Genomic DNA, 17,458 nt, shown 5'->3' on the forward strand with positions numbered 1-17,458 from the left:
TAAATTAATCTAATAATGGTTTTAACTTCTCATCTATTACTTCACGAGCCCTAAAAATACGCGAGCGAACTGTTCCAACCGGAGTCGACATAATGTCAGCAATTTCTTCATAGCTCAAACCGTCAATTTCACGTAAAGTAATCGCTATTTTTAAATCTTCTGGTAAAGCATCAATTGTTTGAAAAATCACTTGCTTTATTTCATTTGATAACATCAAACTTTCTGGGTTATCAATGTTATGTAATAAATCAGCACCATCGTAGGTTTCAGCCTCTAACGCATCGATATCTGATGCGGGAGGACGTCTACCTTGCGCGACTAGATAATTTTTTGCTGTATTTACCGCTATTCGATAAAGCCAAGTATAAAAAACACTTTCACCTTTAAAAGAACTTAAAGAACGATAAGCTTTTATAAATGTTTCTTGAACAACATCGGCCACCTCAGATGGTAACACAAAACGAGAAACTAAATGAGCTAATCGACTTTGATAACGCAATACCAAAAGATTAAAGGCATTTTTATTACCTCCAAGTACACGCTCAACAAGAACTTGATCGGTTACTTGCTCTCCCATTTAAGGCCATTCCTCATTTACGTTGCTTAATCTACTCTATGGCCAAAATGCGCATATAAAAGTTAGATTATAAAAGTTAAAAAAAGTTCCGAACATTTTAATAAAATTTACTTTAATATACTACCATTAAAAGTTAACAGATTATTTTTAAAAATTTGATCAAAAAAGAAGATATAAAATGACATTTTACTATAAAAAGAAAAGCAAGTTAATTTAGTATTTTGCTGCGATAAAATCACGTGATTTCATCGAAATGAACAATTTTACGCGATCCATCATCCTCATGGAGAATTTGATAAAATTGTGGCAAATTAAAATTTACTGAAGAACTGGCAGCAAATGTAAATCGATCATCAGACAATGCATAAAAACTATTCACATCTTTCACCATATTTTGTTTACTACTATTACAGTTATGGTAAATTTCAATTTGATTGTTTTCATTTAATATATAAAGATCAAATCCAGCATCGGTATCTTCAAAAAAGAACTGAATAATCCCTTCACATGCCACACTATCAATCTCACTTGGTAATTCATTTGATTCATCTTGGATATTTAACGCACGTCCTTGTATTTTACTGTTTGAAACCGCACCATAAAAATCGATCGAGTTATCAAATTGATGTACTGATACGCCAAAACGCTCAAAAAATAGATACCATGATGAACCATTAATACGTAGTGGCATAAAATGTTCTAAATTATTTTGTGTTGTGGTTAAGCGGAGATCAATACAACGATCAATAAGCTGTTGCATTTGGGTTGTAATTTCATTCGGTAAATATTGACTATAACAGAATATTTTAATGGCATGTGGCGAATCGGCATCTTTGTGCATACGGTTGAGCAACGTTTTAATCGCATCTAAAACACATAATGCCCCTGAAAAATGTAGTACACGAATTTCATTCCATGAATTTCGATAGAGTAAATTGATTGATTGGATTAAACTGTACTCTTCCTCACCGTAATTAAAAATATCAGCTTGGGATAATACATCTTTGGTATTAATCAAAGGCGCATCACCATTGAGGTCTTCTTTTAAATTTACAATAATCGCTAAATGTCTGATTTCACATGGGCCATATAAATCATCTTCATTAGCACTTGGAATATCTATACAAAAATAAGATTGTAAATCGGCGACTAATTGATTTAATTTTTCAGGGTCATGATTATCGCCATCACGATAGTAAAACTGAGTAGTATCAGAAATTAAGCGATTAAAATAACACCATGCGACTAATTTAACTAATGAATGACTATATTCTAAATACTGATGACCAACGATCGAATCTAGCGTTGGCTTATGCTTATAGACGTACCAACCTGGACGATTAACCCGATCATTTTTAACATGGATAAACGTTAAATAGGGTTCAGACAAATCACTAGAAATATTAGAATTGATAATGGTTACTTTGCCAGGTAATACTTCATAAGCAGCATAAAGTTTACGTGTTAAAATTGCCAAATCTTTTGGACTTATCAACGATTCAACATTATTCCGACGACCAAAACTAAGTAAATGTCGATATCCCGTCATCATAGTTTGTAAGATAACGTCGTGAACTTGTCTAGCTTGCTCAATTTCCCATGTATCGCAACTATCTAAATTTTCTAGCTCTTGCTTAGACCATCCCCATTTTACAATCAACTCATTTAGTAATATTCTGCGCCAAGAAGTTTGTGATGAGTGAACAGATAATTTTTCATTTACTTTCAGATATAAACAGCTTCTGACTAAGTGAAGTCGTTGATTATCGCCCATTGCATTGAGATATTCTGTCACCCGCTCTAACATCATATAATAAGAATCAAGATAATAATGTTGAATTTTATTTTGCTGAATTGCCTGTTTTACCTGATAAGCTATCATCTTATTATCAGGGTATTTCCATGAATAAGCTTCCAAGAGCAAAGTTTTTAAAACTGCTTTGAATGGTGAATCAACGCTTTTATAAAGTTGCCACAAACTAGCACCAAAATACTCTTCCGCTGATAAGTCAATTAAGGAACCAAAGTCGATCCATTCATCACGTTTAATTGCTCCAATTAAAACTAAAGCCAAAACACAATCATCGTAAGAGGCATATTGCTGACCATTAATAATGAGATCATCAGGAATCACAAACCATAGCAATAATTTTCCAGCTAAATGATTGGCACTGCGATAAAATTCCTCTAATAACAGCATATGCTGAGCCGAACCACAGTTTTCACCCATTAAACATTCATGATGTTTTTCACGAAATCGATCAACATTAACAATAAATAAGGTTAATTGAACACCTAATGACATCGCCCACTGTTCAATCAAGGTACATTTTTGCTGTAATAATTCCCGTTCTTTGGAAGATAAATTCTGTTCAATGCAAACCCATATATCTAAATCTGAATCCACCGATTGCCCTAATGAACTGGTACTCCCCATCGAGTAAAGTGCTGAAATTTTACTTTCATGATCAAGATATTCTGGTAATTCAAATACAAATTGTGCTTTGAGTTGTGATAAAATATCTATATCAGGTTGGTAAAAACTGATGCCACAAGGAACGTTATCGGGTAAATAACCGGGCAATGCCGGGTGATGAAAATGGATTAGAGTCGGTAACAATAAAAATACTTGCTGGAAAGCTGTAGGCATAGCATCAAGCGCTCGCTTTTGCTTTACAAGAGCAAGCTCAGCTAGAGTGTGTCTGACTTGAGCAACATATTCCTGCATAATTATTGTTGTAGTTCAAAAGTTGATATAGATCACGTTTTTTTAATGACGTTGCAATCTAACATGATATTCTGGCAACGTAAAGAGATGAAATTTACCAATAGTGAATTTCAGATTATATATCCTAAAATCACTTAAAGAACCAAGATAAAAAATAATGATATCAATAGATTATATCGAAAATAAATTACTATCTCAATTAAAAAAACGAAATATCGCAGAAAAAGCAGCGGTTCTCATTCCTATTTTTCAAGATGAAACCAATCAATTGCATTTATTATTTCAAGTTCGTTCACCTCACTTAAAATGGCAACCCAATGATATTTGTTTTCCTGGCGGTCGTATGGAAGAAATTGATTCAAGTCCGATACAAACTGCATTGCGAGAAACACATGAAGAATTGGGTATTGAAGCGACTTCAATTAAAATTTTAGGTCAGCTAACCCCATTTTTATCAAAAATGGGGTTAAAAATTTACCCGATTATCGGTTACTTAAGCAATCTAAATATGAAATTAAATCATGCTGAGGTAGCTGAAGTTTTTAGTGTACCTATCGATTGGTTTATTGCCAATCCACCTACTAAATCGCATATGAAAATCGCTTTTAAGCCATCTGACGATTTTCCTTTTGATTTAGTACCATATCGTTCTAAAAAATGGCAGCAACACTCTCAGCATGAGGTATATTTTTATCATTATCAACACTATACTATTTGGGGTTTAACCGCACAAATAGTACAATCATTTATCAATATTGTTCGCCAATAAATCCTGACAAAGTCTTTATTATCACGAATAATTTTAGCAATACAAAAAATAGGTAAGATTAGTTATGCCACAAAATATTGATTTAAAAGAAATTCATAAATTTGCTCAAATGGCACAAGAATGGTGGGACCCCAATGGAAAATGTAAACCACTGCATATTATTAATCCATTACGCTTGAATTATATTCAAACACAATGTGGCGATATCTCTAATAAATTAGTATTAGATGTTGGCTGTGGTGGTGGAATTTTGTCGGAAAGTTTAGCCAAGCTTGGAGCACAAGTCATCGGATTAGATATGGCACAAACCTCATTGGAGGTAGCACAGCATCATGCTCAACAAAATGGCTTAGTCATTGAATATATAAAGAGTTCTATTGAAGATTATACGAATAATACTGATAAGCAGTTTGATATAATAACCTGCATGGAGTTATTGGAACACGTTCCCGATCCACAATCGATTATTACCGCTTGTGCCAAACTATTAAAACCCAATGGAAGGTTATTTTTATCGACTATCAATCGCAATCAGAAAGCAAAATTACTACTAATCTATGGTGCAGAATATATTACCCGGATACTCCCAAAAGGCACTCATGATTTTAACCGTTTCATCCGTCCTTCCGAATTAATGCGACTAATTGAACAGGCTAATTTACAAATAAGTGATATTATTGGCATCGAATATCATTTACTAAAAAATCAGTTTACACTGAGTCAAAATGTGGATGTAAATTATATTGTGGTAGCGAGTAAAATAGCCTGATTAAATTGCTCTCTAAATTATTTTATTATTCATCTCTGCTTCCCGTTTTCTCTACGCAGGATTGAGATTGGGGTAGCTTTATGACTTATTTTTAATTATTCCATTATTTACATAATGCTATTTAGCTTCCCGCACTTAAGGGCTGCTGAACGAAGAAAATCACACAGTGACCACTTTATCGCTGGCACCAGCGAGGCCTGTTGAGGCACTTGCTTGAACCCCTTAATTCGCGCATGAGCAAAATATTGAATATTGCTCTTCTGCCATTAATGCTTGAAACAATCGCTATAGTTTAAGAAAACCGTGTCTTATTTTAATAATTCACCATTATTGTAAACGACTGCATGCAAGTTGCTCTTTAAGTCGTCTAGTTATTTGTCTCGCCTTTCAAGCCACAACATGATAAATACTTATTGATGCTCAGGCGACCCAAAAGTTTTTAAACGCAACCCCTTGGACTCTGACTTTGCGCTACCAGTGATAAGAACAGGAGCTTTATAACTTATTAAGTTTATTTTATAAATATCAATATGTTATTTTTATTTAATTTAGTAAAAAAGGCACTAATAATTCAGAAATGCCTACCTTGGCTATAAAGTAACTTTATACAAAAATAACATGATAAATTCCTTTTATTCGCTAATCACATTAAAAATTGCTATCAAACCTATTAAAACAATAATTAACATCAATAAAAAATCAACTTTTTTTCATACCTTAAACTAACCGTTAGTGATAGACTTATTCGCTATCATAAATACTAAAATAACAATGTTCGGAGTTTATAATGAATAATAAACATTGTCGCTTACTAATCCTTGGTTCTGGTCCCGCTGGTTATACAGCTGCTATCTATGCTGCAAGAGCAAATTTACAACCAGTATTAATCACGGGAATACAAGAAGGCGGTCAATTAACCACCACCACCGAAATTGAAAATTGGCCAGCCGCCACGATTAATTTAACCGGTCCAGAATTAATGTTGCAAATGCGAGAACATGCCGAACGTTTTGATACAGAAATTATTTTTGATCAAATCGAACGGGTTGATTTTTCTTCTCGTCCTTTTAAATTATATAGCGGTGAAACAGAATATAGTTGCGATGCTTTAATTATTGCTACCGGTGCCAGTGCACAATATTTGGGATTACCGTCTGAAGAGCGATTCAAAGGTAAAGGAGTTTCAGCCTGCGCTACGTGTGATGGCTTTTTTTATCGCAACCAAGCAGTAGCTGTTGTTGGTGGTGGAAATACAGCGGTCGAAGAAGCGCTATATTTAGCCAATATTGCCAGCGAAGTTCATTTAATTCATCGTCGAGATCAATTTCGTGCGGAAAAAATATTGCTTAAGCGTCTTAATGAAAAAGTTGTTGAAGGTAAAATCATTTTACATACTCATCGAGTCGTTGACGAAATTGTTGGTGATGTAATGGGCGTTAACAGTCTACGTATTCGTAATACTTTGGATGAAACACAAACTGAACAAATCAGCGTATTAGGTGTATTTATTGCTATTGGTCATAAACCTAATACCTCCATTTTTGGCAACCAGCTGGTGTTAGATAATGGTTATATTAAGGTTAAATCAGGTTTACAAGGTAATGCAACCCAAACCAGTATTGCAGGTATCTTTGCCGCTGGAGATGTAATGGATCATAATTATCGTCAGGCAATTACATCAGCTGGTACAGGATGTATGGCAGCGTTAGATGCCGAACATTATTTGGATAATTTAAAATAAATGAATTAACATGTCTGTATTAGATAAAACCCGTCAAACTTATCTACTAAAATGGTTAAAACAGCAAGCAAAACAACATAAAGTGGCATTACTTTGTTCTGTTTTGACCGGTTTAGCTACAGCCATTTGCATTATTATGCAAGCGGCATTGTTAGCTAACATATTACAAGATTTGATTATTTTAGGTGGTAATTTTAAATCAATCACTGTCTATTTCACTGCCCTACTGGCGTTGTTTGGAATTCGCAGTTTAATTACTTATGCTCGTGAAAAATTCAATTTTTCATTGGGTGCTGCAATACGTCATTCTATTCGTCAACAATTAATTACTAAAATTGAAAAAGAAGGCCCTGTAGCAATTTATCATCACACTGGTGGTGGGCTAAGTACTTTATTAATTGAACAAATAGAAGATCTTCATGACTTCTATGCCCGCTATTTACCACAAATGCAGCTATCGATGATGATTCCAATAATAATCGTTGCTGTCATTTTACCGTTTAATTGGACTGCTGCATTAATTTTGATGGCTACCGCACCACTTATCCCAATATTTATGATATTAGTCGGTATGGGTGCTGCCGATGTTAATCGAAGAAACTTTAAAGCATTAACCTACTTAAGCGGACATTTTTTAGATCGGTTAAAAGGGTTAACGACGATACGTTTATTTAACCAAGGTTGCAATCAAACTGAACAAATTGCTAACGCTGCTGAACGATTTCGTATTAGAACAATGAATGTGCTAAAAATGGCTTTTTTATCGTCTGCGGTATTAGAGTTTTTTACTTCAATTTCTATTGCTATTGTGGCTGTCTATTTTGGGTTTTCTTATTTAGGTGAATTTGATTTTGGTGCTTACGATAGTGGAGTAACACTATTTGCTGGATTTTTTGCTTTAATTTTAGCACCCGAGTTTTTCCAACCTTTGCGTGACTTAGGAACCTATTATCACGCAAAAGCACAAGCTATTGCTGCTGCGGATAATATTGAAAAATTTATCATTCAACCGACTCATGTTAATGAATCAACATCAGTGAAAACGGTCAATTTTGATCAAAATATTGAAACAATTGTAGGCAAAGATTTAGTGATTTTGTCGGCTGATAATCAACCCATTATTGGTCCGCTAAACTTTACATTAACTCCCCCTTTTCGAATTGCATTAACCGGTATAAGTGGTGAAGGTAAAAGTTCGATACTCAATCTATTATTAGGATTTTTACCTTATCGGGGTTCACTCATGATTAATGGTATTGAGTTCCAGACGATTGATATTAAATCATGGCGGAGTCAACTAAGTTGGTTAGGACAAAATCCTTATCTAATAAATGGAACGATTCGCCAAAACCTTCTTTTGGCCGACCCGCTTGCCACATCACAAGATATTGCTGATGTCATCGAACAAGCGCAACTTACAGAATTAATCGCTCAATTACCAGACGGCCTTGATACAGAAATTGGTGAAGATGCGGTGAAAATTTCTGTTGGTCAAGCACAACGTATCGCTATTGCTAGAGCACTACTAAAACCATGCCAATTAATGCTGCTTGATGAGCCAACGGCTAGCCTTGACAAACAAACAGCACTTGAAATAGAAACGATATTAGCGCAAAGTTATCAACAATGCCAAATTATCATGGTTACTCATCACCTTAACCAAGCGATGCAGTTTTCACAAATTTGGCGTTTACACAACCAACAACTGTATATTAATAAACCTGACTCAATGTTATGTTAAAATTAGTTTCCCCATATATTAAGCTTTATCGCTATTACTGGCAACGTATCCTACTTGGCATGATCATGGTAATAACTGCATTGAGTGCCAGTATTTTTTTATTATCATTATCCGGCTGGTTTTTATCAGCAACTGCTTTTGTTGGTGTTGCTGGATTATATACATTTAATTATATGTTACCAGCCGCTGGTGTACGGGGTGCTGCGATTCTTAGAACGGTTGCTCGCTATTTTGACCGTTTAATTAATCACGATACAACATTTAGAATTTTAGCTTATTTACGAACTAAAGCATTTAAACATTTGTTGCCACTGAGCGCAGATCAAATGCAACATTTTCAAAAAGCAGATTTACTTAATGCTTTTATTGCTGATATTGATCATTTAGACCATCTTTATTTACGACTATTTGCGCCAATTCTTGGAAGCTTAAGTATTACGCTATTTATCTATTGTGCAGTGAATTATTTTGATCACACTGTGGCATTAATAATCACATTATTTTTATTGGCTACAATTCTGACCATGCCGCTGCTTTTTTATTATGCTGGTAAACGTTTAGGTGAAAACATTGCAGAATTTAAAAGCCAATATCGTCAATTGCTTGTTAGTTATTTACAAGGTCAAGCTGAACTCACCTTATTTAATGCCAAACAGGCTTTTCGTCAGCAATTAACGGACACTGAATCACAATGGTTAACATTACAAAAAAAACAATCCAATTTATTAAGTCTTGCAAGTGCAGTAATTATTTTAATTGTCGGCATAATGACATTACTTATTATAGGATTAGTGTCCAATGGCATTACTAATTATGATCCGCCTGTTATCGCATTATTAATTTTTATTGGACTCTCTTCTACAGAAATTTTAGCCCCGATTCCTAATGCTTTTTTGTTTCTTGGACAAGTCTTTGCTTCAGCTAAACGAATGAATCATCTACTAGCTCAGCAACCAAGTATTACCTATGGAAATATAAATCAAACGTTTACTGATGACAAATGTACAATTATATTTAATGAGGTAACGTTTAGTTATCCAAATCAACCGTTATCAGTGTTTAATGATATTAATATTCGTATTCATAGTGGTGAGCATGTTGCTCTCATTGGGCAGACTGGATGTGGTAAATCGACTTTCCTCAATTTAATCACTCGCAGCTGGCAGCCTAATAAGGGTAGCATTACCATAAATAATATAGATATTACTCACTTTGATGAATACTCCTTACGGAACATGATGGCAGTTATTCCTCAGGTTATTCATATTTTTAATGATACATTACGTAATAACCTATTAATTGGCAATCCAAATGCTAACGATGAACAATTAATAGCAGTTTTAAAAAAAGTAGAATTAGGTAAATTGTTGACTGCAGAACATGGCTTAGATTTATGGATAGGTGAAGATGGCAGAACACTCTCGGGGGGTGAACGCCGCCGTATTGGAATTGCGCGCGCATTATTACATGAATCGCCATTAATTTTAATGGATGAACCAACCGAAAGTCTAGATAGTCTAACTGAACAACAAATATTAGCCATTATTGCCAATAACTATGCCGGTAAAACCCTCATTATGGTCACACATCGTCTAAATGAACATGCATTATTTGATCGTATTTTACTCTTGCGTAATCAAACATTGACTGAAATTAAACCTTAAGATATAAAGCCCAATTCACCGATAATGCTTGGAATGGGCGATTGTCACCTTACATCCTATTTCTTAAAATTAGAAGTCGATATTAAATATTTGCTGGCTTTTCGTTTTAATAAAATGTAAAATTCTTTGGCAATATTTATAAACAACGTTCCTTCTACTAATGGTGAATATTGCTATGTCTCGCATAATAAAAGAGTCCCTCACATTTGATGATGTTTTGTTAGTACCAGCCCATTCGACTGTTTTACCTAATACTGCCAATATCAGTACGCAATTAACCTCGACGATTCGGTTGAATCTACCTATGATTTCAGCTGCCATGGATACCGTAACTGAAGCTTCACTAGCCATCGCTTTAGCGCAAGAAGGTGGTATTGGATTTATCCATAAAAACATGCCAATAGAATTACAAGCCGAGCATGTAAAACGGGTAAAAAAGCATGAAAGTGGTATCGTACAAGATCCAATTACAGTTTTGCCAACTGCAACAATTAATGATGTAATTAAACTGGCCAAAGATTATGGATTTGCTGGTTTTCCTGTAGTTACTCAGCATAACGATCTGGTTGGTATTATTACTGCAAGAGATGTCCGCTTTGCCACAGATCTAACCCAACCAGTTACCGCCGTTATGACACCTAAAGAACGTTTAGTTACAGTGCAAGAAAATGAATCACGGGATATTGTATTACAACGCATGCACGAACGGCGTGTTGAGAAAGCATTAGTTGTCGATAATGAATTTCATTTGAAAGGCATGATTACGGTTCGAGATTTCCAGAAAGCAGAAGCGAAACCCAATGCTTGTAAAGATGAAAAAGGTCGCTTACGAGTCGGTGCCGCTGTTGGTGCTGCGCCTGGTAATGAAGAGCGTATAGCTGCATTAGTGGAAGCTGGAGTAGATGTTTTACTTATCGATTCATCTCATGGGCATTCTGAAGGCGTATTACAGCGAATTAGAGCAGCTCGGGATGCTTATCCTGATCTTCCCATTATTGGTGGTAATGTCGCAACCGCCGAAGGGGCATTAGCATTGATTAAAGCAGGCGTGAGTGCTGTTAAAGTTGGTATAGGGCCGGGGTCAATTTGTACTACCCGAATTGTAACTGGAGTGGGTGTACCACAAATTACCGCGATTATGGATGCCGTAGAAGCTGCTAAACCTTACAATATTCCGGTAATTGCTGACGGCGGAATTCGTTATTCTGGTGATATTGCTAAAGCTATCGCGGCCGGCGCTAGCTGTGTCATGGTAGGTTCTATGTTTGCAGGAACGGAAGAAGCACCAGGTGAAATCGAATTATATCAAGGACGTGCATATAAAGCATATCGTGGTATGGGTTCTTTAGGCGCAATGGCTAAAGGCTCATCCGATCGTTATTTTCAAAGCGATAACGCTGCAGATAAATTAGTACCAGAAGGAATTGAAGGTCGTATCGCTTATAAAGGTCCTTTAAAAGAGATCATCCACCAACAAATGGGGGGATTACGCTCTTGCATGGGCTTAACTGGATGTGGGACAATTGAAGAATTACGTACTAAATCACAATTTACCCGTATAACTGGTGCCGGCATTAAAGAAAGTCATGTTCATGATGTGTCAATAACTAAAGAACCACCTAATTATCGTTTAGGCCAATAACATAAAAATAGCAGCTCAAAAGCTGCTTTTTTCGTTGCGGGATATTATTAATATTTGCCAACAGATAAATACGCAAACATAAATAGTTTTTATTAAATCATAACCTATATTTATTATTTTATTCACTGCTTACTTTAACAGTTTTTTTATTTTAGGAACGGATATGAAAAAATTATTCGCTACATTTATTGTGGTTACGACATTCTTTATTAATCTGACAGCAAACGCATCACAAAAAATTACTTTTTTCGCTGCAGCTTCATTAACCGACGCGATGCAAGAAATTGGTCAAACTTACCAAGCCCAAAATAGAGAAATGGATATTGTGTTTTCTTTTGCATCATCTTCTGTATTAGCACGACAAATTGAACAAGGTGCTCCTGCGGATATATTTATTTCTGCTGACCAGAAATGGATGGATTATTTGATTGACCATCAAGTTGTAGAATTTAAACAAACGTTGTTGAAAAATGATCTAGTGTTAATTGCGCCAATTACAGATTACCATACTCCAGTGACCATTAATCAACAAACAGATTGGCGTGCTTTATTACCCAGCAATGAAAAATTAGCTATTGGTGATCCGGATCATGTTCCTGCTGGTATATATGCCAAAGAGTCATTAACCAATTTAGGTGTCTATGATCAGCTTGTACCACAGTTTGCTCGCGCCAGTAATGTTCGCGATGCATTAATGTTAGTTGAACGTCAGGAAGCGGCCTTAGGCATTGTCTACAGTACTGATGCCAAAGTCAGTCAAAAAGTAAAAATTTTAGGCACATTTCCGACAGAAAGTTTTAAACCAATTGAATATCCAATCACTTTACTTAATCCTGTTGCGAGCCAATTTTACGAGTTTTTGCAAAGTGAAACAGCTAAACATATCTTCCAAAAATATGGCTTTGTAACACTGTGATACTAAATGATTATGAATGGCAAGCTTTGTATCTAAGCCTTAAAATTGCAGGTGCAGCTATTGTTTTCAGTTTACCTTTGGCAATCTTAACTGCATGGGTATTAGCACGCTGTCGATTCGTGGGTAAATCATTATTCGATAGTATTATTCACTTGCCATTAGTTTTGCCTCCAGTTGCTCTGGGGTATTTATTATTAGTGACAATGGGAAAACATGGCGTAATCGGTCAGTGGTTATATCATTATTTGGGTATCAATATCAGCTTTAATTGGAAAGGTGCAGCGCTGGCCTCGGCAGTAGTTGCATTTCCATTAGTGGTACGCTCGATTCGATTAGCTATTGAATCGATTGATATCCGTCTAGAAAATGTTGCCCGTACACTAGGTGCCAATCAATTGCGTGTATTTTTCACCATTACTTTACCCTTATCACTACCAGGGATTTTAATGGGGATTGTATTAGGTTTTGCTCGGTGTTTAGGCGAATTTGGTGCCACAATCACGTTTGTATCTAACATTCCAGGTGAAACACGCACAATACCTTTAGCTATGTACACCTTATTACAGGTCCCAAATGGTGAACAGTCAGCAATGCGATTATGTATTATATCAATAATTTTAGCTTTATTAGCTTTGATTGCTTCAGAACAACTAAATCGTTGGCATAAACGGAAATTAGCGGGTTAAACCATGTTGGACATTAATATTGAAAAAAAGTTATCTGGATTTACATTGTCTTTTAAGCAATCTGTGGAATGTCAGGGAATTACGGCGATTCTCGGCGTTTCTGGTTCTGGTAAATCTACCCTACTTAACATAATTAATGGTTTGATCAAACCTGATAGCGGTTCAATACAACTTAATGGTAAAACATTAGTTAATATTGAACAAAAGCAATATATCACTGCCCAACAACGTAATATTGCCACAGTTTTTCAAGATGCATTACTGTTTCCGCATTTCAACGTTCTAAAAAATTTACGTTACGGAATGAAATCCATAATGGAACATCGAATAGATGAAATTGTTGATGTATTAAACATTCGACGATTACTAAATCGATATCCGGCTATGTTATCTGGTGGAGAAAAACAACGCGTTGCCATAGGCCGTGCATTATTATCTAATCCTCAACTATTATTAATGGATGAACCATTATCAGCATTAGATATGCCCCGCAAGAAAGAGTTAATTCGTTATATCCAATTTTTAGCTATTGAAATGAAAATTCCTATTTTATATATTTCACATAATATCAATGAAGTTAAAGCATTGGCCCAACATGTTGCCATCATCGATCAAGGTCAACTTTACCGATTCGATGTCACACAAAAAATTTTAGAGGATGATTTTCTTAAAGGATGGATCTAACTCAAAACATTTTTTTGTGCTTCTTTTCAAATGGGTCGCAGTATATTACAACGATTATCTGATAAAACAGGCAAAATATTGGGTTTCAAATATTCAGGATTATTGACATCTTTCGAAAAGTTAACTGTTATTTCAATACGTTATCTACCAAAATATACCAATTGAATAAAATATGGTATCCTATGAAAAATTTTAAGCGTAAAAATAATAAATAATCTTATGCGAATACCTTTTATTAAATATAATCATCAGAAGTATCTTAATGAATTAGTTAAGTTAGAACAGCAACCTGAAAATTATCAGATTTTAGCCACACCTAACGAATACCGACAAACATTACTTAATGCAATTAAGTGTGCTCAAAAGCGTATCTATATTATTGCCCTTTATCTTGAACGCGATGAAGCAGGTCAAGAAATCCTGCAAGCGATCTACGAGGCTAAACGTAATACCCCACAATTAGATGTTAAAATTTTTGTCGACTGGCACCGTGCTCAACGTGGTCGAATTGGTGAAGGTATGGCCGATACCAATGCACATTTTTATCATCAATTAAAACAACAGAACCCAGAAATTGATGTTGCTATATATGGCGTACCAGTGAATCGTCGTGAAGTGTTAGGCGTTTTACATTTAAAAGGCAGTATCATTGATGATACTCTGCTGTATACGGGGGCTAGTATTAATAATGTGTATTTACATAAGCTCGATAAGTACCGCTACGATCGCTATCACATTATCACTAATCCGATTTTAGCTGATAGTATGGTAACGTTCATTGATCAACAATTTCTAACTTATGAAGCTGTCCAACGGCTAGACAGTGATAATCTTAAGACGCGTAAACAATTAAAATCAGCAATTAAAGTTTTCCGTCATCATTTAGCACAAGCAAATTATCAATTTAAAGGTGATAGCCTTAACAGTTCATTAAGTGTTACGCCTATAGTTGGTTTGGGAAAAAGTAATCAGCTGAATCAAGTCATCCACCATCTAATTTTGAGTGCAAATGAAAAAATCGTATTTTGTACACCATACTTTAATCTTCCTCAGATAATTATAAAAGATATTATTCGTCAATTGAGAAAAGGTAAAAAGGTTGAAATTATCGTCGGTGATAAAACCGCTAATGACTTTTATATTCCAGAAGATCAACCATTTAATATTATCGGTGGATTACCTTATCTATACGAAGTTAATTTACGTCAATTTATTGAACGATTACAGCCATATATAGATAAAGAACAATTAATTATCAGATTATGGAAAGATGAAGATAATAGTTACCATTTAAAAGGAATTTGGGTTGACGATGAATGGGTACTTATTACTGGAAACAATATCAATCCGCGCGCTTGGCGACTGGATTTAGAAAATGGTATCTTAGTCCATGATCCAAAACAGCAATTATATAGTCAATTTAGACAAGAATTGCAACAGATACGTGTTAAAACATTGTTAGTGAACCATTTCCAACAAATTCAAGCTAGTCAATTCTATCCTATACAAGTACAGAAACTCATCAATCGTTTAGGTCGTATTCAGATCGACCGAATCATTAAACGTTTGTTATAAGTAATTAAATTTTTTATTATAACAACCCGAATCCTATTGATTCGGGTTTTTTCGTTAGTAAAATGATTTTGTGACTAGTTAGATTTACGTCCGGCGCGACGTTTCACTGCTCCTTCACTATCATTACTTTTTGAACTCGGTCTACCACGACGCTTTGGCATATCATCAAATGGGCTATCCGATTTACGTACACCGCGACGATTACCTTTTTTAGCATCATTACGATTATCAACTAAACGCATATTCATTGGAATATTCATAACACGTACTGTTTCAAAATGACGCAATAAATCCTTTGGCATATCTTTCGGTAATTCCACTGTTGAATATTTTTCATACAGTTTGATATTACCAATATAACGGCTACTAATATCACCTTCATTGGCAATAGCCCCAACAATATTACGAACATCCACACCGTTTTCTTTACCCACTTCAATACGATAAAGATCCATTTCTCCAACATCACGACGCTCACGTCGTTTCGGTGATTCACGTTTATCCCCTTTCAAACGGCGATCTGGACGCTCACGATCAGCACGAGATGGTTTAAATTCTGGATCAGGTGGTAAAATAAGCGGACGTTCACCTTGCGCTAGCTTTAATAATGCTGCAGCGAGGGTTTCCATATCGGTGTCATCACTTTGTAATAGTTTCGGTAAAAGTTCACGGTAATTATCCAAATCCTTTGCTTCAATCTGCTGTGCAACACGTTGCGAAAACTTAGCTAAACGACGCTGTTCCAAAAGTTCTTTATTTGGTAATGATACTTCTGGTACAGGTTTTTTAATGGTCTGTTCAATATTACGTAATAAACGACGTTCACGACTATCTACAAACAATATTGCTCGCCCAGCTCGTCCTGCACGACCAGTACGACCGATACGATGAACATATGACTCTGAATCTAAGGTGATATCATAGTTAATCACTAAACTGATTCGCTCAACATCCAAACCACGTGCAGCTACATCAGTAGCAATCAAAATATCCAAACGACCATTACGTAAACGATCGAGTGTTTGTTCACGTAATTGTTGCGTCATATCGCCGTTTAATGCCGCGCTACTATAACCGTGTTGTTCTAAAATATCAGCGACTTCTAGCGTTGCTGATTTGGTACGCACAAAAATAATTGCCGCATCGAAATCTTCTGCTTCCAAAAAGCGGATTAATGCTTCATTTTTACGTACACCTCTCACTAACCAATAGCTTTGATCGATATCTGGTGCCGTTTGATTAGTAGATTTAATTTGCACTTCTTGTGGATTATGCATAAAACGTTTGGTAATACGACGAATCGGCGCAGGCATAGTTGCTGAAAATAATGCTGTTTGGTGATCATCAGGAATCGCTGCCATGATACTTTCAACATCATCAATAAATCCCATGCGTAACATTTCATCAGCTTCATCCAGTACTAATCCTTTTAGATTAGAAAGATCAAGTGTTTTTCGATTTAAATGATCAAGTAATCGACCTGGTGTTCCTACCACAATTTGTGGTCCTTGTTTTAAGGCACGTAATTGTACATCATAACGTTGACCACCATAAAGGGCTAATACTTTGATACCTTTCATATATTTAGCATATTCAGTACAGGCTTCAGCTACCTGTATAGCTAGTTCTCGTGTTGGAGCAAGTACCAACACCTGTGGCGCTTTTAAATCAGGATCGATTTTCATTAAGAACGGAATTGAAAACGCAGCTGTTTTACCACTTCCAGTCTGTGCCATTCCAAGCACATCATTGCCCTCTAATAATAAAGGAATACATTCGGTTTGAATCGGTGATGGTTTTGAGAAACCAAGATCAGTTAATGCATTTAAGATTTCCTCGGATAAACCAAGGTCGATGAAAGAAATTTCTTTTGTCATGTAAACTCGCTCTAAACTGTATAACAACAGTTTGGTTAACAACTAATAATGCCAGCCTACGTAATGAATATAACAACTCACCCAAAAAT

Annotated in this window: 13 protein-coding genes; 10 read left to right on the forward strand and 3 right to left on the reverse strand. The window is 35.6% G+C overall.

Annotated elements, in window-relative coordinates; translation table 11 throughout:
- Window positions 1-4: 4 nt before the first annotated feature.
- Both rpoE and JMI89_RS01155 read right to left on the reverse strand, forming a co-directional pair.
- Window positions 5-577 (reverse strand): RNA polymerase sigma factor RpoE, encoded by a 573-nt coding sequence (gene rpoE / locus JMI89_RS01150; protein WP_187755690.1) that lies wholly within the window; start codon window positions 575-577, stop codon window positions 5-7.
- Window positions 578-812: 235 nt separating this feature from the next.
- Window positions 813-3,305, reverse strand: a complete 2,493-nt coding sequence (locus tag JMI89_RS01155) for a class I adenylate cyclase (protein ID WP_187755691.1) — start codon at window positions 3,303-3,305, stop codon at window positions 813-815.
- A 157-nt stretch (window positions 3,306-3,462) separates the two neighbouring features.
- On the opposite strand from JMI89_RS01155, the gene JMI89_RS01160 reads away from it, so the two are divergent.
- The 10 genes from JMI89_RS01160 (at window position 3,463) to pssA (ending at window position 15,492) form a co-directional block, all read left to right on the forward strand.
- Complete coding sequence (locus tag JMI89_RS01160) at window positions 3,463-4,074, forward strand: CoA pyrophosphatase (RefSeq protein ID WP_220679105.1); 612 nt, start codon at window positions 3,463-3,465, stop codon at window positions 4,072-4,074.
- A 64-nt stretch (window positions 4,075-4,138) separates the two neighbouring features.
- Window positions 4,139-4,843 (forward strand): bifunctional 2-polyprenyl-6-hydroxyphenol methylase/3-demethylubiquinol 3-O-methyltransferase UbiG, encoded by a 705-nt coding sequence (ubiG, locus tag JMI89_RS01165; RefSeq protein ID WP_220679106.1) that lies wholly within the window; start codon window positions 4,139-4,141, stop codon window positions 4,841-4,843.
- 787 nt (window positions 4,844-5,630) lie between these two features.
- On the forward strand, window positions 5,631-6,584 hold the full coding sequence (gene trxB, locus JMI89_RS01170; protein ID WP_220679107.1) for a thioredoxin-disulfide reductase: 954 nt from the start codon (window positions 5,631-5,633) through the stop codon (window positions 6,582-6,584).
- Window positions 6,585-6,594: 10 nt separating this feature from the next.
- Complete coding sequence (gene cydD, locus JMI89_RS01175; RefSeq protein WP_220679108.1) at window positions 6,595-8,325, forward strand: cysteine/glutathione ABC transporter permease/ATP-binding protein CydD; 1,731 nt, start codon at window positions 6,595-6,597, stop codon at window positions 8,323-8,325.
- The gene (gene cydC / locus JMI89_RS01180; protein ID WP_220679109.1) at window positions 8,319-9,989 is read left to right on the forward strand and encodes a cysteine/glutathione ABC transporter ATP-binding protein/permease CydC; all 1,671 of its coding nucleotides are present in this window, start codon (window positions 8,319-8,321) and stop codon (window positions 9,987-9,989) included. Before cydD ends, cydC begins: the two co-directional genes overlap by 7 nt.
- A gap of 175 nt (window positions 9,990-10,164) precedes the next feature.
- Window positions 10,165-11,631, forward strand: a complete 1,467-nt coding sequence (guaB, locus tag JMI89_RS01185; RefSeq protein WP_187755696.1) for an IMP dehydrogenase — start codon at window positions 10,165-10,167, stop codon at window positions 11,629-11,631.
- Between the two features lie 163 nt (window positions 11,632-11,794).
- On the forward strand, window positions 11,795-12,547 hold the full coding sequence (gene modA / locus JMI89_RS01190) for a molybdate ABC transporter substrate-binding protein (RefSeq protein WP_220679110.1): 753 nt from the start codon (window positions 11,795-11,797) through the stop codon (window positions 12,545-12,547).
- Window positions 12,544-13,233, forward strand: a complete 690-nt coding sequence (gene modB / locus JMI89_RS01195; protein ID WP_187755698.1) for a molybdate ABC transporter permease subunit — start codon at window positions 12,544-12,546, stop codon at window positions 13,231-13,233. The genes modA and modB overlap by 4 nt, the downstream gene beginning before the upstream one ends.
- Before the next feature lie 3 nt (window positions 13,234-13,236).
- The gene (locus tag JMI89_RS01200) at window positions 13,237-13,917 is read left to right on the forward strand and encodes an ATP-binding cassette domain-containing protein (RefSeq protein ID WP_187755699.1); all 681 of its coding nucleotides are present in this window, start codon (window positions 13,237-13,239) and stop codon (window positions 13,915-13,917) included.
- A gap of 219 nt (window positions 13,918-14,136) precedes the next feature.
- Complete coding sequence (gene pssA, locus JMI89_RS01205; RefSeq protein ID WP_220679111.1) at window positions 14,137-15,492, forward strand: CDP-diacylglycerol--serine O-phosphatidyltransferase; 1,356 nt, start codon at window positions 14,137-14,139, stop codon at window positions 15,490-15,492.
- Window positions 15,493-15,566: 74 nt separating this feature from the next.
- Here pssA and JMI89_RS01210 read toward each other — a convergent pair whose 3' ends face one another.
- Entirely contained in the window at window positions 15,567-17,369 is a 1,803-nt protein-coding gene (locus JMI89_RS01210; protein ID WP_220679112.1) for a DEAD/DEAH family ATP-dependent RNA helicase, read from the reverse strand.
- Between the last annotated feature and the right edge of the window lie 89 nt (window positions 17,370-17,458).

Source organism: Frischella sp. Ac48 (genome assembly GCF_019641635.1).
Classification (GTDB): domain Bacteria; phylum Pseudomonadota; class Gammaproteobacteria; order Enterobacterales; family Orbaceae; genus Frischella; species Frischella japonica.